Here is a 19,235-nt window from a genome sequence, read left to right on the forward strand (position 1 = left end):
CTAGACCAACACAACCGCAATCGCAGCGTTGAAAACGCCCAAAGGAGCTTCGGATGAAACAGCTTTTCCTGGCATCACTGTTAGGCTCGACCATTGCCATGTGCACCGCCGCCATGGCTGCTGATACGGATTTGAAAACTCTTGAAGCCGCTGCGAAAGCGGAAGGCGCCGTCAATAGTGTCGGCATGCCCGATGACTGGGCCAACTGGAAAGGCACCTGGGAAGACCTGGCCAAGAACTATGGCCTCAAGCACATCGACACCGACATGAGCTCGGCCCAGGAAATCGCCAAGTTCGCCGCCGAAAAAGACAACGCCAGTGCCGACATCGGCGACGTCGGTGCCGCCTTCGGCCCGATCGCGGTCAAGCAAGGCGTGGTGCAACCTTACAAGCCTTCCACTTGGGATCAGGTTCCAGACTGGGCGAAAGACAAGGATGGCAACTGGGCACTGGCCTACACCGGCACCATCGCGTTCATCGTCAACAAGAAGCTGCTGCACGGTTCCGATGCCCCAACCAAATGGGCTGACCTCAAGACCGGCAAATACAAGGTGTCCATCGGTGACGTGAGCACCGCCGCCCAGGCCGCCAACGGCGTACTGGCCGCAGCATTGGCCAACGGCGGTGACGAGAAGAACATCCAACCGGCCCTGCTGCTGTTCGCAGACATCGCCAAGCAAGGTCGCCTGTCGATGGCCAACCCGACCATCGCCACCATGGAAAAAGGCGAGATCGAAGTCGGCGTGGTCTGGGACTTCAACGGCTTGAGCTACAAAGCCAAGATGGCCAACCCGGATGACTACACCGTGCTGATCCCGTCCGATGGCTCGGTGATTTCCGGCTACACCACCATCATCAACAAATATGCGAAGAACCCGAACGCCGCCAAGCTGACCCGCGAATACATCTTCAGCGACGCCGGCCAGACCAACCTGGCACGGGGCAACGCCCGCCCGATCCGCGCCGAGCACCTGCAACTGCCGGAAGACGTGAAAGCCAAGCTGCTGCCGAACGAGCAGTACAAAAACGTGACGCCGATCAAAGATGCCGACGCATGGGAAAAAACCTCCAAGGCCCTGCCGCAGAAGTGGAACGAAGAAGTCATCGTCGAAATGAAATGATGCTTCATCTGTAGGAGCAAAGCTTGCTCGCGATGCAGGCAACTCGGTCTACCTGGTGACCGGGTTGATGCCATCGCGGGCAAGCCTTGCTCCCACAGGTTTCGCTGAAATCCAATGTTTTGCGGAGTCATCGCCCCTATGAAGCACAACGTCATCCTTGTCGTGCTCGACGGCCTCAATTACGAGGTCGCGCGCCACGCCATGGGGCACCTGCAGGCTTACGTCGGCGCAGGACGCGCAGCGCTCTACAAACTGGAGTGCGAACTGCCGGCCCTGTCCCGACCGCTGTATGAATGCATCCTGACCGGCGTTACGCCGATCGACAGTGGCATCGTCCACAACAACGTCTCGCGCCTGTCCAACCAGCGCAGCATCTATCACTACGCCCGCGACGCCGGCCTGACCACCGCCGCGGCGGCTTATCACTGGGTCAGCGAGCTGTATAACCGCTCGCCGTTCGTGGCCGCCCGGGACCGTCACACCGACAACCCGGAACTGCCGATCCAGCACGGTCACTTCTACTGGAGCGATCACTACCCCGATTCGCACCTGTTCGCCGACGCGGAAAACCTGCGCCTGCGCCACGCGCCGAACTTTCTGTTGATCCACCCCATGAATATCGACGACGCCGGGCACAAGCACGGCCTCGACACCGCGCAATACCGCAACAGTGCGCGCTCCGCCGACATCATCCTCGCCGATTACCTGCAAGGCTGGTTCGACGCCGGTTACCAGGTGCTGGTGACCGCCGACCACGGCATGAACAACGACCGTTCCCACAACGGCCTGCTGCCGGAAGAACGGGAAGTGCCGCTGTTCGTCCTCGGCGATGCCTTCAGCTTCAACGCCGGTGCCGCACCGAAACAGACGGACATCTGCGGCACCGTCTGCGAACTGCTGGGCGTGGCCCACGACAAACCTGTGTGCCGGGAGCTGCTCAAGTGAATTCCATCCTCCGCGGTAAATGGCTGGCAGCGTTATGCCTGGTGCCCTTCGCACTGTTCTTTATCGTGTTCGAGATCGCCCCGCTGGTGTGGGTGATGATCAACAGCCTGCAATCGGAAGAGTTCGGCTGGGGCATCGAAAACTTCACCAAAATCTTCAGTTCAAAGTTCTACCTGCAGGCGATCCAGTACAGCCTTGAGATCAGTTTCTGGTCCAGCGTATTCGGGATCATCATCGCGGTGCTCGGCGCCTATTCCCTGCGCCGGGTCGACTCGAAACTGCGCAACTTCGTCAACGCTTTCGCCAACATGACCAGCAACTTCGCCGGCGTGCCCCTGGCCTTCGCGTTCATCATTCTGCTGGGCTTCAACGGCAGCTTCACGATCATGCTGAAGCAGGCCGGGATCATTCAGGATTTCAACCTGTACTCGAAAACCGGGCTGATCATTCTCTACACCTACTTCCAGATCCCCCTCGGCGTGCTGCTGCTCTACCCGGCCTTCGACGCGTTGCGTGAAGACTGGCGCGAGTCCGCCGAACTGCTCGGCGCCAACGGCTGGCAATACTGGCGCCACATCGGCTTGCCAGTGCTGACCCCGGCGCTGCTCGGCACGTTCGTAATCCTGCTGGCCAACGCCCTGGGCGCCTACGCCACGGTGTACGCCCTGACCACCGGCAACTTCAACGTGCTGCCGATCCGCATCGCGGCGATGGTCTCCGGCGATATTTCCCTTGATCCGAACCTGGCCAGCGCCCTGGCCGTGGTGCTGGTGGCGTTGATGACCCTGGTGACCATCGTGCATCAGTTGCTGTTGAAGAGGAGCTACCATGTCTCGCGCTGAATTAGGGCCTGCGGGTGTCTACCACCGGGTCGTGGTGTACCTGTTGTTTGCCATTCTGTTGCTGCCACTCGCCGGGACGTTGATCTACTCGATCGCCAGCAGTTGGTCGGCGACCATCCTGCCCAGCGGCTTCACCTTCAAATGGTATGTGCAGCTGTGGAGCGATCCGCGCTTTCTGCATGCGTTCGGGCAGTCATTGCTGGTGTGCGTCGGTGCGCTGATTCTGTCGGTGGTGCTGATTCTGCCGCTGCTGTTCGTGGTGCATTACCACTTACCCAAACTCGATGCGCTGATGAACATCCTGATCCTGCTGCCCTTCGCGGTGCCGCCGGTGGTGTCGTCGGTGGGGCTGTTGCAGCTGTATGGTTCCGGGCCGTTTGCCATGGTCGGCACGCCGTGGATCCTGATCGGTTGCTACTTCACCGTGGCGCTGCCGTTCATGTACCGGGCGATCACCAACAACCTGCAAGCGATCAACCTGCGCGACTTGATGGACGCCGCGCAGCTGCTCGGCGCCAGCACCTTTCAAGCGGCGTTCCTGGTGGTGCTGCCGAACCTGCGCAAGGGCTTGATGGTGGCGTTGCTGCTGTCGTTCTCGTTCCTGTTCGGTGAGTTCGTGTTCGCCAACATCCTCGTCGGTACCCGCTACGAAACCTTGCAGGTCTACCTCAACAACATGCGTAACAGCAGCGGCCATTTCACCAGTGCGCTGGTGATTTCCTACTTCTTCTTTGTGCTGGTTCTGACCTGGGCGGCCAATATCTTGAACAAGGACAAAAGCGAATGAGCTATGTCAGCGTCCAACACCTTCAAAAGAATTACGCGGGCACCACGGTGTTCAGCGACATCAACTGCGAAATCCAGAAGGGCGAGTTCGTCACCCTCCTCGGCCCGTCCGGTTGCGGCAAATCCACGCTGCTGCGCTGCATCGCCGGCCTGACCTCGGTGGATGGCGGCCAGATCCTGCTCGATGGCGTCGACATCGTGCCGCTGAGCCCGCAGAAACGAGGGATCGGCATGGTGTTCCAGAGCTACGCCCTGTTCCCGAACATGACCGTGGAGCAGAACGTCGCCTTTGGTCTGCGCATGCAAAAGGTCAACGCCGACGACAGCCACAAACGCGTGGCCGAAGTGTTGAAACTGGTCGAGCTCAACGACTTTGCCGGTCGCTATCCGCACCAGATGTCCGGTGGCCAGTGCCAGCGCGTGGCCCTGGCTCGCTCGCTGGTCACCCGGCCACGGCTGTTGCTGCTGGATGAGCCGTTGTCGGCCCTGGATGCGCGGATTCGCAAGCACCTGCGCGAACAGATCCGTGCGATCCAGCGCGAACTGGGCCTGACCACGATCTTCGTCACACACGATCAGGAAGAAGCCCTGACCATGTCTGACCGGATTTTCCTGATGAATCAGGGAAAGATCGTACAAAGCGGCGATGCCGAAACCCTCTACACCGCGCCAGTGGATGTGTTCGCCGCCGGTTTCATCGGCAACTACAACTTGCTGGACGCCGACGCCGCTTCGAAGCTGCTGCAACGACCCATCAGCCATCGCATCGCAATTCGCCCGGAGGCCATTGAACTGAGCCTCAACGGGGAACTTGACGCGCAAATCCGCAGCCACAGCCTGTTGGGTAACGTGATTCGCTACCGGGTCGAAGCCCGGGGCGTGGAATTGGTGGTGGATGTGCTGAACCGCTCGGCGGCCGATCTGCATCCCGATGGTCAGCGCCTGGCACTTTCCATCGATCCGACGGCCCTGTGTGAGGTGGCTTGAAAGCAGCGGCAAGCTTCAAGCTGCCAGCTTCAAGTTGTAGACTGCTGATCACCTAAATTCACGCTTGCAGCTTCAAGCTTGTCGCTTGAAGCTGTTCTCGAAGAGAACCGCCCCAATGGCTTTGGCAATTTTTGATCTGGACGAAACCTTGATCCACGGCGACTGCGCCACCCTCTGGAGCGAACAGATGGGCCGGCTGGGCTGGGTCGATCCCGAGTCGTTCATGCGGCAGAACAACGAACTGATGGACGCCTACAGCCACGGCAAACTACGGATGGAGGACTACATGACCTTCAGCCTGGAACCGATGATCGGGCGCACGCCGGAAGAGGTCGATCACCTGGTCGGTCCTTGGGTGGAAGATTTCATCGAACCGATTATCTTCAGCGATGCCACCAAAGCCATCGCCGCCCACCGCAAGGCCGGCGACCGGATCCTGGTGATCTCGGCGTCGGGTACGCACCTGGTGCGGCCAATTGCCGATCGCCTGGGAATCGACGAGATTCTCGCGATCGAACTGGAAGTGGCCCATGGCGTTTATAGCGGCCACACGGTCGGCACGTTGACCTACCGCGAAGGCAAGATCACCCGGTTGCTGGAATGGCTGGATGCGGAAGAGGAAAACCTCGAAGGCGCGAGTTTCTACTCGGACTCACGCAATGACTTGCCGTTGTTGCTGAAGGTGGATTTCCCGCATGTGGTGAACCCGGACCCGGTGTTGCTGGAGCATGCCCAGAAGGCCGGCTGGCCGATCCACCTCTGGAAATAACCTCCGCCTGATCGTTCCCACGCTCTGCGTGGGAATGCCTCAATGAACGCTCTGCGTCCGCTGTTGGGACGCGGAGCGTCAGGGCTGCATTCCCACGCGGAGCGTGGGAACGATCAGTGACGAGGGTTAGGTCAGGCTTTCATCAATCACCAAGACCAACTTCCCTGACACCTTGTTACTCGCCAACTCCGCAAATGCCGCTTCGGCATCCTTGATCGGGAACGCCCTGGCCAACTGCGGCTTCAACCGCCCTTCCGCAAACAACGGCCACACATGCTGGCTCAGGTCACTGAACAGATCCGCCTTGAACTGATCGTCACGGCTGCGCAGCGTCGAACCGAGAAACTGCACGCGCTTGCCCAGCACCTGCGCCAGATCCAGTTTCGCCTCGCGCCCGCCCATCAAACCGATCAACACCCAGCGACCATCCAGCGCCATCAGCTTGAGATTCAGCGCCGCGTAATTGCCGCCCACCGGATCCAGGATCACATTGAACGGCCCCAGGTCACTCAAGCTCTCCAGGTCCGCAGTGCGCACCACCCCACCCTGGGCGCCCAGCGCTTCGCAGTACGCCAAACGCTCGGCGGAGCCGACGCTGACCCAGCACGGGCTACCAAATGCCTTGCACAACTGAATGGCGGCTGAACCGATTCCACTGGCCCCGGCGTGCAGCAGAACTTTCTCACCGGGTTTGAGGCCGGCCAGATGAAATAAATTTAACCAAACAGTCGCGTACACCTCGGGCAACGCCGCCGCCTCGGCCAACGACAAACCTTCGGGCACTGGCAGCACATGCCGTCCGTCGACTACCACCTCTTCGGCCATCCCGCCCCCGGCCAGCAAGGCGCAGACCCGGTCCCCCACCTGCCAGGACGAGCCCGCGCCGACCTCGCTGATCACCCCCGAACACTCAAGACCCAGCACCTGACTGGCTCCCGGCGGTGGCGGATAAAGCCCGGCTTTCTGTAACAAATCGGCGCGATTGAGGCCCGCTGCCGCCACTCGGATGCGAACTTGTCCTACATCGCATGTAGGACTCGGCTCTTCAACCCACTCCACTTGACCGTCAACGCCTTGCAATGCTTTCACAGTGCCTCCATAGTGAGTCTGGACTGAGCCCGTAGCTGTAGCGCCGGGCTTTCTTGCATTATGTGACCGGCCCTTTGTGGAACCGGCGACTTCAAAGACGGCCTAATATGCGTGATCAATTGTCCCCGCGTCGAATCAGCATGAAGCAACTGTTTCCCAGCACCGCCCTAGCCCTATTTATCGGTATCGGCTTATTGCCGATGTCGAGCAATTCGTTTGCAGCCAATAGCTGGGACAACCTTCAGCCTGATCGTGACGAAGTAATCGCCAGTCTGAACGTCGTCGAGCTGCTCAAGCGCCATCACTACAGCAAGCCGCCGCTCGATGACGCGCGCTCCGCGATCATCTACGACAGCTATCTCAAGCTGCTGGATCCATCGCGCAGTTACTTCATGGCCAGCGACATTGCCGAATTCGACAAGTGGAAAACCCAGTTTGACGACTTCCTCAAAAGCGGCGACCTGAATGCCGGGTTCACCATCTACAAGCGCTACCTGGACCGCGTCAAAGCGCGTCTGGACTTTGCCCTTGCCGAGCTGAACAAGGGTGTCGACAAAATCGACTTCACCACCAAGGAAACCTTGCTGATCGATCGCAAGGATGCCCCGTGGCTCAAGTCCACCGCCGAGCTGGACGACCTGTGGCGCAAACGCGTCAAGGACGAAGTGCTGCGCCAGAAGATCTCCGGCAAGGATTCCAAGCAGATCCAGGAAACCCTGACCAAGCGCTACAAGAACCAGTTGGCGCGCCTTGACCAGACCCGTCCGGAAGACATCTTCCAGGCGTACATCAACACCTTCGCCATGTCCTACGACCCGCACACCAACTATCTGTCACCGGATAACGCGGAAAACTTCGACATCAACATGAGCCTGTCCCTCGAGGGCATCGGCGCCGTGTTGCAGAGCGATAACGACCAGGTCAAAGTCGTGCGCCTGGTGCCTGCGGGCCCGGCCGACAAGACCAAAATGGTTGCCCCGGCCGACAAGATCATTGGCGTGGCCCAGGCCAACAAAGAGATGGTCGACGTGGTCGGCTGGCGCCTGGACGAAGTGGTCAAGCTGATCCGCGGCCCGAAAGGTACCGTGGTGCGCCTGGAAGTGATTCCAGCCAGCAACGCGCCGAACGACCAGACCAGCAAAATCGTGCCGATTACCCGCGAAGCAGTGAAGCTTGAAGATCAGGCCGTTAAAAAGTCGATCCTCAACCTGAAACAGGACGGCAAGGACTACAAACTCGGCGTCATCGAGATCCCGGCCTTCTACCTGGACTTCAAGGCGTTCCGCGCTGGCGATCCGGACTACAAGAGCACCACTCGCGACGTCAAGAAGCTGCTGACCGAGTTGCAGAAAGACAAGGTCGACGGCGTGGTCATCGACCTGCGCAACAACGGCGGCGGTTCCTTGCAGGAAGCCACCGAGCTGACCAGTCTGTTCATCGACAAAGGTCCGACCGTACTCGTGCGTAACGCCGATGGCCGGGTCGACGTGCTGGAAGACGAAAATCCAGGTGCGTTCTACAAAGGCCCGATGGCGTTGCTGGTCAACCGCTTGTCAGCCTCGGCCTCGGAGATCTTCGCCGGCGCCATGCAGGACTACCACCGCGCATTGATCATCGGCGGCCAGACCTTCGGCAAAGGCACCGTGCAGACCATTCAGCCGCTGAACCATGGCGAACTGAAACTGACCCTGGCCAAGTTCTACCGGGTCTCCGGCCAGAGCACCCAGCATCAGGGCGTACTGCCGGACGTGGACTTCCCGTCGATCATCGACACCAAGGAAATCGGCGAAAGCGCACTGCCGGAAGCCATGCCGTGGGACACCATCAAGGCCTCGATCAAACCGGCGACCGACCCGTTCAAGCCTTACATCGCCGAGCTCAAATCCGAGCATGACGCGCGTTCGGCCAAAGATGCCGAGTTCGTGTTTATCCGTGACAAGTTGGCCCTGGCCCAGAAGCTGATGGAAGAAAAAACCGTCAGCCTCAACGAAGCCGATCGTCGCAAGCAACATGCCGACATCGAAGCCAAGCAACTGGTCATGGAAAACATCCGTCGCAAGGCCAAGGGCGAAGAACCGCTCAAAGAGCTGAAGAAAGAAGACGAAGATGCGATCGCGGCCGAGCCGGACAAGATCAAGCCAGAAGACGATGCTTACCTGAGCGAAACCGGGCGAGTGTTGTTGGATTACTTGAAACTGAGCAATCAGGTGGCCAAGCACTAAGATGATGGCAATTTAATGCTGACGCTCCCCGGAGCGTCATCAAACAGTCATCATTCTGTCGTGAAATGAAGGACTGGGAGCTAGCTGCTCCCAGTCCTTTTTTTATCGCCAGAGATCGCCATGACCACGACCGAACAGCTGAGTGCCTTGAGTTCAATACTGGCTCAAAGCGGTTTGCACAGCCTGTTCCAGCCGATCATCTCCCTCTCTGAACGACGAATCATCGGCTACGAAGCCCTGAGCCGTGGCCCCTCCAACAGCCCGCTGCACTCCCCCATCGCCCTGTTCGCAGTGGCCCGTCAGGCCGGGCGCCTCAGTGAGCTGGAAATCGCCTGCCGCCAGAGCGCATGCCGGCGGTTCAACGACCAGCAACTGCCGGGCAAGTTGTTCCTCAACGTGTCGCCGGAATCCCTGCTCGAAACCTCACACCAACCGGGTCGCACCCTGCAACTGCTGCAGGACTTCGGCATTCCGCCGAGCCAGGTGGTGATCGAACTCACCGAGCAAACCCCGACCGATGATTTTCAGTTGCTGCAAAACGCCTTGCATCACTACCGGGCGATGGGGTTTTCCATTGCGCTGGACGATCTCGGCGCCGGCTATTCGAGTTTGCGACTGTGGTCCGAGCTGCGGCCGGATTACGTGAAGATTGATCGGCACTTCATCGACGGCATCCACCAGGACGCGCTCAAGCGTGAGTTCGTCGGTTCGATCCTGCAAATCGCCAAGGCTTCCCGTGCGCAAGTGATCGCCGAAGGTATCGAGTTGCCGGAAGAACTCGCGGTACTGACCGAAATGGGTGTCGATCTGGTGCAGGGCTATCTGCTTTGCCGCCCCCAGGAACATCCGCCCCGGGACGCTCGGGCTCTGATGCCCAAACAGGAAAGCACGGCGGTGGCGCTGAACGACGAAAGCAGCGACCTCAGCGCCCTGCTCAACGACCAACCGGCCGTGGACCGCGACACGCCGACAGCCGAGGTGCTGGAAGCTTTCCGCCGCCAAGCCAATCTCAACTCCCTGGCGGTGCTCGACGAGCAAGGCCAGCCCTGCGGCATCGTCCACCGCCATTCGCTCTCCGACGCACTGCTCAAGCCCTTTGCCACCGACCTGTTCGCCCGCAAACCCATCAGCCGCCTGATGAACGACGACTTCCTCGCCGTGGAAATGAGCCAGTCACTGCAACAAGTCAGCCGCCTGATCACCAGCCGCGCCCGGCAACGCATCGAGGAAGACTTCATCATCACCCTCAACGGCGGTTATCTGGGGCTGGGCCGGGTCATCGACGTGCTCAAGCTGATTACCGAACTCAAGATCCAACAAGCCCGCTACGCCAACCCGCTGACCCTGTTGCCCGGCAACGTGCCGATCCAGCAATGCCTGACACGCCTGCTGCAACAAGCGCGGGAATCGGTGATCTGCTACGTCGACATCGACAGCTTCAAACCCTTCAACGATATCTACGGCTACGGCCGGGGGGATGAAGTCCTACTGTGTCTGGCGCAATGTCTGAATGACCGCGTTGATCCTTCCCGCGACTTCGTCGGACATATCGGCGGTGATGACTTTTTGCTGGTGCTTGGACCGGAGGATTGGCGCAGACGGTTGAACCAGTTGCTGGATGATTTTCATAGCCAATGCCGGCGCTTCTATCGGGCCGAACACCTGGAGGCTGGCTGCTTCATTGCACCGAATCGCCAGGGTGTAAGGCAGGAGTTTCCGTTGTTGTCGTTGTCGATTGGCGTAGTACATCTGCACCCGGAGGCCTGTGGACAACTCGATGCTAGCCAGTTGGCTGAGATGGCGTCACAGGCCAAGCATCACGCGAAGAATGTTCCGGGGTACAGCGTGCATGTGATTGATAGCCTCGCGGTGCCCGAAGCCGAAGACACATTAATCGCCGGCCATCGCTAACCTGATCGTTCCCACGCTCCGCGCGGGAATGCCTCCAGGGACGCTCCGCGTTCCAAGCCCACTGCTGATGTCGAGCCGTACACCAATGTGACGCAGAGCGTCACGGGCTGCATTCCCACGCAGAGCGTGGGAACGATCATTAAAAATAGGAGCTGCCAGGTGCCTTCCTACAGGCTTGGGTGGCAGCTATGCGCGGGGTAGGAATATCGAGTCCTTTAGAGCAATTCTCGACCACACCGAAGCGTGCCCGCGCAAAGCCGCCGAAACGGATCTTACGGACGCGTGTTAACGGCCGCAATCAAGTATCGGCGCCAATGTAGCTCTAAAGATATTGAAGGGTTCCTACGCCCTGTCGCTGAATATGCAGCGACCAGCAAAGCCTACCGATCTAACTCACCGCGCACCAGTTCACCAAAGTCGCTGCAGTTTGAAGGAAATGTCCTAAGACCTTACCCAGAAAATTCGTCCCCAAAAATCAAACTCGACAAACAGTTTTCGCCGAAGCCTCGCGTGGTCCCCACGCAAGTAGTGCGAACTTTTGCTCCATGGCAGCACTTCGTGAAAAATAGATCAGTCCCCTTTTCTGCTGAATAAGATCTTTCAGAAACAAGCGGGCCTGTTGGTCGGTTAGCATTTCATTTCACCGAAAAAAAACAGCGATCTTATCCACCTGATATCGACTTTACTGAATATCAATCGCCATCCCGCACAAGCCCACTGGCCACAAACCCCACCTCGCAACCACCACAATAAAACCCATCGACAAACTGTTCCAGCGGCGCTGATTTCAGTTCAGCGGGATCGCATTCATCAACTGCAAGTTGATCCAAACGGCGATAGCCCGCTTTTTCTTCTCCGTCAAAGCGCTTCTTTGGACTTGCTGCGCCTATCAAGATTGCCTTAGGTCTGACGTGCTGGATTGATCCACAGCGTGGGCAGGATTCCATGACGTCAAGACTCAGACCGCTTCAGAAACTCATCAATCTCCGAAGTAACCTGCTGCTGAATCACCCCACGCGACCTCCCACCCACCCCATCCCCACAAATAATCCCATCACCCTTCACATCCTCCTCAAGCATCGCCACCGCCCCTGGCTTACACACCGCCATAAAGCTGAAGTGGCTAGCATCACTGATCTCCACATAGCGCTTCGACGCTTGAGGCAGGCGTTTGGCCAGGTCGGCAGATTCCAACTGCGCAGGAAGCTCTTCAGACGGTACGCCCGCTGCGATGACCAGCGTCGGCACCGGCAGCGCCGCGAGGCTTTCGTCGGTCATCCCGCGTGACAGGCCCAGGTCCAGTGAAACAATGGTGGAGACGCGTTTATCGCTTAAGTCGGCGGCCAATTGAGCTTTGGATGCCGGGGTACTTGCGGGATTCATCTGTTGGTAAACGGTGCAACTGGCCAACGTTGGGTGGGCGTTGCAGTCTTGGGCAAAGCGATCAGGGTCGAAGCGGGCGCCAGCGATTTCCAGGATGGTCCAGCCGCCGAGTGAATGGCCGACCGCCGCAATTTGGCGCTTGGCGACTGCGCCAAATTTTTCTGGCTGGGCCGTGACAGCGTCGATGGCTCGGCTCAGGTCGGCGGGTCGTTGCCATAGCTGTGCGGCGGCTTGAGGGCTTCGGTCCTGGCTGGTGCTGCCGGGATGGTTGACCGCCGCGACGATGTAACCCTTGTGGGCCAGTGCGCTGGCCAGCCATGTCTGGTTGATCCAGCTGCCGTTGTAACCGTGGGAGAGCACCACCAATGGATGCTCGCCGGCAGTCGGTGGCGCGTTGGGTACGGCAAGGGCGCCGATGAACACAGGGTTGTCGCCGAACAACTGCGGTGCGGCGTTGGTTGTGCTGGGGTACCAGACGACCATTTCCAGTGGGCGCTCGTTTTTCGGGTCTGGCAGCGTCGAGGACTGGAAGCCGATGGGGTTATCGTTGGCGAATGCGCTGGTGGTGAGGCAAGTTAGAACCAGGATGCCGAGAGCTTTTTTCATTGTTTTTATCTTCCTTGATTAGATTGATCCATCTGTCCTGAAATCTGTTTCATATGATCGTTCCCATGCTCTGCGTGGGAACGATCAATCAACTACTTCAATGGGTTAAACGATGCCCAACGCCTTAAGAATCACCAGCGAGTTGTCGGCAAAGGCGTGCGCCTGTTCGGTCAGTTCCGCGATGTTTTCTTCTGCGGTGGTCAGCGCCCTACCGTCCTTGACCAACCCCTCCCCCTGCTCACTGATGACACTCCAGGCCAGTTGCGCCCATTCCGCCGGATGCTTTCTGCCTTGTTTGATCGATATCAGGAACAGCTGCTGAAAGCGGCTGATCGGCACGCCGCCGCCCGTGACAGGGCTGGCCAGGACCTGGATTTTGTTGCTGAGCAGCGAGCGTTTGCAGAGCTGCAGGTTGAGGGTGGTGCAGCGCGCCTGTACCAGCTTCTCGGCCGCTTCGCTCTGGCACGGTGCCGCGGCGCTCATCCCTATCAATACGGTGATGGCCTGGACCAGGTCGTCATAAGGCATCGAGGGCACGGCCGCTGACAACTGGCGCAACGTTTTGGGGACATAGGCGTTGGCTGCCAGCGCTTCGAGTACGGGGACGTATATCTCTGCCTGCAGCGACGCTTCGCCGGCCGGGCCTTTGACGGTGTCGGGGACGCTTTCTGCCGGTTGGAGCAGGACAAAACGTGTATTGAGCATTGCTTGGCGGCGTTCAGAGGCGGACAACCGATTGGCACCGCGCACGTACAAATCCCGGCGGAAGCTCTGGTTGACGAAGTAGTCACGCGCTTGCTCGCGCATGATCGGGTGATCGATGCCCTCGAGAAAGTCCATGGCTTCTGCGCTCAAGTTGAGCGGATCCACCGTATCGAGCGGCACGGCTGTCGTGGCGAAGTCGAGTTTGGCAGATGCGAGGGCATCGACCACGTCGGTGAAGTACATGCAGTTCCAGTCGCGGTTGAAGTATTCATGGGCGACGTACTGGCGATCCTGGCCTTTGATGCTCTGCAGCTTGGCGTTCAGGCTCGGGACCGCGCTGGCGTAAGCAGGGTTGGCCGCCAGCAGCGTTTCGGAGAATTGCAATGCGGCGTCTATGCGCTGGTCCGGGCGTTCGGAGCGGTTTGTCGCAAAGCGGTCGTGCAGACTGAACAGGTGACGTAATGGCGCCTGAGGCGACCAGCCGGGGAAGCAGTTGTAGCTGATGTACAGCAGACCACCGGGCTTGAGGTGACGCCGGGCGAATTCGACGATCAATTTCTGGTTGTCGCGACTGACCCAGGTCCAGATGCCATGCAGGCTGATGCTGTCGAATTGCGGCAAATCATCTCGGGCCAGCAGTTGTTCGAAGCTGTCGTCATACAGCTGCGCATCGCTGTTCCAGGCAGTCGCCAGTGCACTGGCATGAGCCGCCTGGCCCGGATGGAAGTCAGTGCCTACCCAGGACCCTGGATTGGCGGCGGCATGGATGTTGATCGAGACGCCCTGGCCAAAGCCCAATTCGCAGTGATAGCCGTCGGTTGTCTCCAGACTGGCAAAGCCGCGCAGCAACAAGCAATAGCGCAGGAAGACTGGATTGATTTCCCGGCTATAGCTGTAGGTGTAGCCTTCGTCGGTGAAATATCCTTCGTTCCAGGCAGCGCTCATGCTCGTATCCTTTTACTTCGAAAGTGAAGGTGGCTTTTATAAGGGGTAGGCATTGGGTGCCACAAGGGGAAAGACGCGGACGAGTGTTTTTTCGCAGACGATCGTCAGGCGCCACGTCTGCTTATTGAACAAGCATCGGATCACTGCGAAGCACTGTCGCTCGGCAACCCTTTCAACTTGATCTCCGCCAACGGGTGCCCAGCCTTCAGCGCAATCCGCCAGAACCGCGCGGCTTCCACCGGGTCCGGCGCTTTGCTCGGCGTGCCCGCCAAACTGATCACCCCGACCTGATACGCCGCTTTGCCATCCCCCGCCAACGCCGCCAGGCGCAGCAATCGTACGCCTTCCTCACGGGCACCAAGGCCAACGCCACGAAAGGTCAGGATGTGGCCATAGAAGCTTTGCGCGCTGACGTCGCCGAGGTTGGCCATGCGGGCGAATTGGCCTTCGAGCCATTTCCAGCCCCGTGGCTGTTTCACAAACCACGACCAGTGAAACAGCCTGCGGGCCAACCAGTAGGAGGCCCGCGCCTTGAGTCGTAAGAACACTCAGGCCTCCGCAGATTCGGGGTACTCGTATTCGAACACCCGCACCACTTCCGAGGCATGCCAGGAAGCGGCCGCGACGCCGTCGGACGGCCCGGAGAACCGGCCAAGGCGTTCGACACATTCGAAGAAGCCGGTGCGCGGCAGGCGGCTGGCGCCTTGGCTGATCACCAGCGAGCTGCGCAAGGGCTGCTCGGCCTTGGCGTCCAGGGCGGCCAGGTGTTCAAGGGCCGCGGTCAGGGTTTGCATGGCCGGGGTGGGCAACTGCAAACGCTCCAGCAGCGCTCGATAAGTCAGAAGATGGCGCTGGCGGCGCGCCTGGTCCAGTTCACCCAGCAACCCGTCCCAATGTTGACGACTGATGCGTACGCTCACGATTCATCCCTCCACCCTGGCACCGTCAATTCCCAGGCCAGGCTGCGGCGAATCGCAGCGTCGGGTTGACGCTCGCCACTTTCGATCAAGGCCAGATAAGACGGGCTGATGCCTACCGTGCGGGCCAGCGCCTCGATGGCGATGCCCTTCCCTTCGCGCAAACTGCGGAGTTGATCCAGACCCGGAAGGATCTGGTCTGCTGCGGCCGCCGGACGCTCTGGGGCGGCCCGTGGCGGTTGTTGCTCGATGCCTGCTGCTTTCAGTAGAGCCTGATACTGAGCCCATGGAACAACTGCATATTCGGGCTCGCCTTCGCGTGTGATTATCTGAATATCCATGACTTCCCCGTAGGACAACGACACTTAGCGAGTCGGCACTTTTCCCTTGAAGTGTAATCCTAACAGCGGCCAAGGTCGCGAGGGCATCAATCTAAGATGAAAGTGCCATCACTTAGTCATCCTTGGGGCCTTGAAGTTGAAGTTGCTCTGGAGTATCGGGCAGGCGTTCGACCACGGCCAGCTTCTCCGGCAACTGCCGATTGCGCCAGGCGCGGAAGGCGTTGAGTTCGTCGTCGAGGGTTTTCATTACCCAGGCCAGCACGGCGATGTCGTCGAGCATGCCGAATACCGGGATGAAGTCCGGGATGGCATCGAGGGGGCTGAGGAAATACATCAGGCCGGCCACGACAGTCAGAATCGATTTGCGGCTGATGGCCCGGTACTCGCCGCGCCAGTAGGCCAGGCACAAGGCCTGCAACAGCCGCAGGTCATCCTTGAGCTTACCCAGGCGGCCGCCTTCACTGGCACTTTTGCTGGCCACGGCGAATAGCAGGGTCGGCAATCGACCTTTAGCCAACAGACGCCCGGCCAGTGGCAGGAAGCGAGCGAAATTCCAGGGTGCTTTCATCTTTTCCTCCCACTGAAATGTTATCCACACAAATTGTGGATAACCTTGTGAACAGAGCTGCATTTCACGTCTGCAAGCCCCGTTTTATAAGGGCTCAACTCAGATCGGGCGTTTTTTACTCACATAAAAAAACCCAAGATTTCATTGACTTGGCGGTGAGGTGCGGCTAGCCCAACGCTCTCACTGCCTATGACTCCAGCCTACAGCATCCGTTCGCTTTCTTTGCAAGCGGCCAAACCCCGGATACAACAACGCCCCGCATAATGCGAGGCGTTGCTTTTGCAGCAGACGACGTTACTTGGCGGCGTCTTGTTTCGCTGGATCTTTGATTGCCAGCAGCTCCAGGTCGAATACCAGCACCGAGTTGGCCGGGATTGCCGGGCTTGGGCTTTGCGCGCCGTAAGCCAGGTCGCTAGGGATGTACAGCTTGTACTTCTCGCCGACGTGCATCAGTTGCAGGCCTTCGACCCAACCTGGAATCACACCGCTGACCGGCAGATCAATCGGGCTACCGCGATCAACCGAGCTGTCAAAGGTGGTGCCGTTGGTCAGCTTGCCGGTGTAGTGAACAGTCACTACGTCGGTCGGCTTAGGCTGAGGACCATCCGCTTTTTTCACAACTTCATATTGCAGACCGGACGCAGTGGTCACTACGCCGGCTTTCTTGGCGTTTTCTGCGAGGAATTTCTTGCCGTCGGCTGCCGACTCTTCGCTCATTTTCGCCATGCGTTCTTCTGCACGCTTTTGCAGTGCTGCGAAGGCCTCGACCAGTTCGTCGTCCTTCAGCTTTTGTTCTTTCTTGCCGACGGCATCTTCGATGCCTTGGGCTACGGCCTTGGAATCGAGATCATCCATGCCTTCCTGAGCCAGGCTCTTGCCCATGTTCAGGCCAATCCCGTAGGAAGCTTTTTGCGCCGGGGTTTTCAGCTCTACGCTGGTCTGCGAATCACAACCCGCAAGTACCAGGCTTACCAGGGCCACCGCCGCCGCCAACCGATGCTGTTTCATGCTATTTCCTTGTTCATGCGCCTAAAGGGCAATCGAATAAAGCCGCGAGCTTATCAGGCGGCCACGACCAATGGCTACCGGCATGAGAGCAGGAAACTTCTGATAAGTTCAGGTCTTTTAAAGCATTTCGGGAATGGGCTGGATGAAGTTTCTGTCATCTTGATCCCGCAAGCGCCGACGCCGGTTCCTACAACACTTGGCGTAATGGCCACTTGCCGCCACCTAAGCAGCTGAGGCATAAGAGAGCTACAAATCGACAAGGATGTTTATCTTGCACCTCTTATTCCGTTTGCCGGCTCTGATCGCTGTACTGCTGGGACTTGGCCTGACGGTGGTTCTGTACTACGTCGCCAATCCAAGATTGCCTCTCTATACCCCGGTGCAACAGGTGCATTACCTGGAGCAGTGGAGCGCGGCCGACCGCCTGACCTACTATTTCACGCCCCAGGGCACGCAGGTCAAAGGCCTGCATTACGACTGGTTCCAGGCGCTGGAGCTACCGTTCTCGCAACAGCGATTTGCCACCCCGGAATATCTCGCGCGCTTCGGCTTCCTGATCGATCCGGCGCAGAAAGCCACGCCCAACAACCCGGGAAACCTGCCCGTGGGGTTTGCCCGGCACCAGAATCCGGGCAGCCCGGACCAGTTTCTCGACATCACTTGCGCCGCTTGCCACACCGGCGAGTTGCGTTTCAATGGCCAGGCTGTGCGTATCGATGGCGGCTCGGCCCAGCATGTCTTGCCACCCAGCGTGCCGACCCTGCGCGGGGGCAGTTTTGGCCAGGCCTTGGTCGCCAGTCTGGTATCGACTTATTACAACCCTTGGAAATTCGAACGTTTCGCACGCAACGTGCTGGGCGCGGACTACGACGCTCGGCATCAAATCCTACGGGAAGACTTCAAACGCTCTCTCGATACCTTCGTGAAAACCGCGTGGAACGACACCCATCGCGGGCTCTATCCGACCGAAGAAGGCCCAGGCCGCACCGATGCGTTCGGACGCATCGCCAACGCCAGTTTCGGTGACGCGATCACCCCGGATAACTACCGTGTGGCCAACGCCCCGGTGGATTATCCACAGCTGTGGGACATCTGGACCTTCGATTGGGTGCAGTGGAACGGCTCGGCGCAGCAGCCGATGGCGCGCAATATCGGCGAGGCGCTGGGTGTGGGCGCGACCCTGAATTTCTTCGACGACAACGGCCAGCCGTTCGCGGGTGATGCGCGCTACCCCTCCAGCGTTCGCGTTCGTGATCTGAACCTGATCGAAGAAACCCTGCAACGCCTGAAGCCGCCCGCTTGGCCAGAAGAGGTGTTGGGTCGCGTGGACAAACCTTTGGCGGCCCAAGGTCGCGCGTTGTTCGCCGAGAACTGCGCCAGTTGTCATGTGCCCCGCGTGACGCCAATCAACGGACGTCCAGTGCAGCAGCTCAAGTTGCTGCCGGTCGCCGCGATCGGCACCGATCCCACCGCAGCCAACAACATTGCCGACCACCGCTTCGATCTCACGGCGTTGCAATGGGATCCGGCGGAACTCGGGCAACTCGACGTTCAACTGCATCCCAAGCCGACCGAGCCGCTGGACCTGAGCAAACTTTCGGTGGCCAAGGGACTGGCCTACGTCACGGCCTTCGTCGAAAACCGCGCGTACCGTGAGGCCAAGCTCACCCCGGCGGAACGCCCGGACCTGGACGGCTTCGGCCTGCCCATCGGCGTGCAAGAGTTGCGCGCGTACAAGGCCCGGCCACTGGCAGGTGTGTGGGCCACCCCACCGTTTCTGCACAACGGTTCGGTGCCAAGCATTTATCAGTTGCTGTCGCCCCAGGACGAACGCGCCACCACCTTCTATAAAGGCACCTTCGAGTACGACCCCCAGCACTTGGGCTATCGCACCGAGGCCTTTTCCAACGGCTTTGTGTTCGACACGCGCATCACCGGCAACCACAACAGTGGTCACGAGTTCCGCGCCGGCGAGCGTGGCAATGGCGTGATTGGCCGCTTGCTGCAACCCCAGGAGCGCTGGGCGTTGCTGGAATACCTGAAAGTGCTGGGCGGCCCGCTGGAGGCGCAATTGCCATGAATCCTGAATT

Annotated in this window: 18 protein-coding genes; 9 read left to right on the forward strand and 9 right to left on the reverse strand. The window is 59.3% G+C overall.

Features of this window, described 5'->3' with window-relative positions:
- The first annotated feature begins 53 nt into the window (after positions 1-53).
- The 6 genes from FQ192_RS00430 (at position 54) to FQ192_RS00455 (ending at position 5,450) form a co-directional block, all read left to right on the forward strand.
- Entirely contained in the window at positions 54-1,121 is a 1,068-nt protein-coding gene (locus FQ192_RS00430) for an ABC transporter substrate-binding protein (RefSeq protein WP_149656908.1), read from the forward strand.
- A gap of 138 nt (positions 1,122-1,259) precedes the next feature.
- On the forward strand, positions 1,260-2,066 hold the full coding sequence (locus FQ192_RS00435; RefSeq protein WP_149656909.1) for an alkaline phosphatase family protein: 807 nt from the start codon (positions 1,260-1,262) through the stop codon (positions 2,064-2,066).
- Positions 2,063-2,908, forward strand: coding sequence for an ABC transporter permease subunit (locus FQ192_RS00440; RefSeq protein ID WP_149656910.1), 846 nt, complete (start codon positions 2,063-2,065; stop codon positions 2,906-2,908). Before FQ192_RS00435 ends, FQ192_RS00440 begins: the two co-directional genes overlap by 4 nt.
- Positions 2,895-3,695: an ABC transporter permease gene (locus FQ192_RS00445; protein ID WP_149656911.1), complete on the forward strand. Its 801-nt coding sequence runs from the start codon at positions 2,895-2,897 to the stop codon at positions 3,693-3,695. The genes FQ192_RS00440 and FQ192_RS00445 overlap by 14 nt, the downstream gene beginning before the upstream one ends.
- Positions 3,692-4,681 carry an ABC transporter ATP-binding protein gene (locus FQ192_RS00450; RefSeq protein WP_149656912.1) on the forward strand — a complete coding sequence of 330 codons (990 nt, stop codon included), beginning with the start codon at positions 3,692-3,694 and terminating at the stop codon, positions 4,679-4,681. Before FQ192_RS00445 ends, FQ192_RS00450 begins: the two co-directional genes overlap by 4 nt.
- 115 nt (positions 4,682-4,796) lie before the next feature.
- Positions 4,797-5,450, forward strand: a complete 654-nt coding sequence (locus FQ192_RS00455) for an HAD family phosphatase (protein WP_149656913.1) — start codon at positions 4,797-4,799, stop codon at positions 5,448-5,450.
- A gap of 126 nt (positions 5,451-5,576) precedes the next feature.
- Here the strand turns inward: FQ192_RS00455 and FQ192_RS00460 are convergent, their stop codons facing one another.
- Entirely contained in the window at positions 5,577-6,539 is a 963-nt protein-coding gene (locus FQ192_RS00460; RefSeq protein WP_149656914.1) for an NAD(P)H-quinone oxidoreductase, read from the reverse strand.
- A gap of 140 nt (positions 6,540-6,679) precedes the next feature.
- Between FQ192_RS00460 and FQ192_RS00465 the strand changes: the two genes are divergently transcribed.
- Both FQ192_RS00465 and FQ192_RS00470 read left to right on the forward strand, forming a co-directional pair.
- A complete protein-coding gene (locus FQ192_RS00465) occupies positions 6,680-8,761 on the forward strand; it encodes a carboxy terminal-processing peptidase (RefSeq protein WP_178129003.1) in 2,082 nt (693 codons plus the stop codon).
- Between the two features lie 120 nt (positions 8,762-8,881).
- Positions 8,882-10,672, forward strand: coding sequence for a bifunctional diguanylate cyclase/phosphodiesterase (locus FQ192_RS00470; protein WP_149656916.1), 1,791 nt, complete (start codon positions 8,882-8,884; stop codon positions 10,670-10,672).
- A gap of 692 nt (positions 10,673-11,364) precedes the next feature.
- Here FQ192_RS00470 and FQ192_RS00475 read toward each other — a convergent pair.
- From FQ192_RS00475 to FQ192_RS00510, 8 genes are all read right to left on the reverse strand, one after another.
- The gene (locus FQ192_RS00475) at positions 11,365-11,619 is read right to left on the reverse strand and encodes a hypothetical protein (RefSeq protein WP_149656917.1); all 255 of its coding nucleotides are present in this window, start codon (positions 11,617-11,619) and stop codon (positions 11,365-11,367) included.
- Between the two features lie 4 nt (positions 11,620-11,623).
- Positions 11,624-12,661 (reverse strand): alpha/beta fold hydrolase, encoded by a 1,038-nt coding sequence (locus FQ192_RS00480; protein ID WP_149656918.1) that lies wholly within the window; start codon positions 12,659-12,661, stop codon positions 11,624-11,626.
- 105 nt (positions 12,662-12,766) lie between these two features.
- Positions 12,767-14,311 (reverse strand): class I SAM-dependent methyltransferase, encoded by a 1,545-nt coding sequence (locus FQ192_RS00485; RefSeq protein ID WP_149656919.1) that lies wholly within the window; start codon positions 14,309-14,311, stop codon positions 12,767-12,769.
- A 140-nt stretch (positions 14,312-14,451) separates the two neighbouring features.
- On the reverse strand, positions 14,452-14,859 hold the full coding sequence (locus FQ192_RS00490) for a sel1 repeat family protein (RefSeq protein ID WP_149656920.1): 408 nt from the start codon (positions 14,857-14,859) through the stop codon (positions 14,452-14,454).
- Positions 14,860-15,231 carry a hypothetical protein gene (locus FQ192_RS00495; protein WP_003223109.1) on the reverse strand — a complete coding sequence of 124 codons (372 nt, stop codon included), beginning with the start codon at positions 15,229-15,231 and terminating at the stop codon, positions 14,860-14,862.
- A complete protein-coding gene (locus FQ192_RS00500; RefSeq protein ID WP_149656921.1) occupies positions 15,228-15,569 on the reverse strand; it encodes a helix-turn-helix domain-containing protein in 342 nt (113 codons plus the stop codon). The genes FQ192_RS00495 and FQ192_RS00500 overlap by 4 nt, the downstream gene beginning before the upstream one ends.
- 112 nt (positions 15,570-15,681) lie before the next feature.
- Entirely contained in the window at positions 15,682-16,137 is a 456-nt protein-coding gene (locus tag FQ192_RS00505) for a YkvA family protein (protein WP_149656922.1), read from the reverse strand.
- A 294-nt stretch (positions 16,138-16,431) separates the two neighbouring features.
- Positions 16,432-17,145: an FKBP-type peptidyl-prolyl cis-trans isomerase gene (locus FQ192_RS00510; RefSeq protein WP_133836585.1), complete on the reverse strand. Its 714-nt coding sequence runs from the start codon at positions 17,143-17,145 to the stop codon at positions 16,432-16,434.
- Positions 17,146-17,416: 271 nt separating this feature from the next.
- Between FQ192_RS00510 and FQ192_RS00515 the strand changes: the two genes are divergently transcribed.
- Positions 17,417-19,225, forward strand: coding sequence for a di-heme-cytochrome C peroxidase (locus FQ192_RS00515; RefSeq protein ID WP_178128974.1), 1,809 nt, complete (start codon positions 17,417-17,419; stop codon positions 19,223-19,225).
- The last annotated feature ends 10 nt before the right edge of the window (positions 19,226-19,235 follow it).

It is taken from the genome of Pseudomonas sp. ANT_J12, assembly GCF_008370045.1.
Taxonomy (GTDB): Bacteria; Pseudomonadota; Gammaproteobacteria; order Pseudomonadales; family Pseudomonadaceae; genus Aquipseudomonas.

Bases quoted from the DNA above. Each gene is read 5' to 3' on its own strand.
- FQ192_RS00445 (WP_149656911.1), top strand. From the start codon at position 2,895: ATGTCTCGCGCTGAATTAGGGCCTGCGGGTGTCTACCACCGGGTCGTG.
- FQ192_RS00485 (WP_149656919.1), bottom strand. From the start codon at position 14,311: ATGAGCGCTGCCTGGAACGAAGGATATTTCACCGACGAAGGCTACACC.
- FQ192_RS00470 (WP_149656916.1), top strand. From the start codon at position 8,882: ATGACCACGACCGAACAGCTGAGTGCCTTGAGTTCAATACTGGCTCAA.
- FQ192_RS00430 (WP_149656908.1), top strand. From the start codon at position 54: ATGAAACAGCTTTTCCTGGCATCACTGTTAGGCTCGACCATTGCCATG.
- FQ192_RS00435 (WP_149656909.1), top strand. From the start codon at position 1,260: ATGAAGCACAACGTCATCCTTGTCGTGCTCGACGGCCTCAATTACGAG.
- FQ192_RS00450 (WP_149656912.1), top strand. From the start codon at position 3,692: ATGAGCTATGTCAGCGTCCAACACCTTCAAAAGAATTACGCGGGCACC.
- FQ192_RS00480 (WP_149656918.1), bottom strand. From the start codon at position 12,661: ATGAAAAAAGCTCTCGGCATCCTGGTTCTAACTTGCCTCACCACCAGC.
- FQ192_RS00465 (WP_178129003.1), top strand. From the start codon at position 6,680: ATGAAGCAACTGTTTCCCAGCACCGCCCTAGCCCTATTTATCGGTATC.
- FQ192_RS00500 (WP_149656921.1), bottom strand. From the start codon at position 15,569: ATGGATATTCAGATAATCACACGCGAAGGCGAGCCCGAATATGCAGTT.
- FQ192_RS00455 (WP_149656913.1), top strand. From the start codon at position 4,797: ATGGCTTTGGCAATTTTTGATCTGGACGAAACCTTGATCCACGGCGAC.
- FQ192_RS00505 (WP_149656922.1), bottom strand. From the start codon at position 16,137: ATGAAAGCACCCTGGAATTTCGCTCGCTTCCTGCCACTGGCCGGGCGT.
- FQ192_RS00475 (WP_149656917.1), bottom strand. From the start codon at position 11,619: ATGGAATCCTGCCCACGCTGTGGATCAATCCAGCACGTCAGACCTAAG.
- FQ192_RS00510 (WP_133836585.1), bottom strand. From the start codon at position 17,145: ATGAAACAGCATCGGTTGGCGGCGGCGGTGGCCCTGGTAAGCCTGGTA.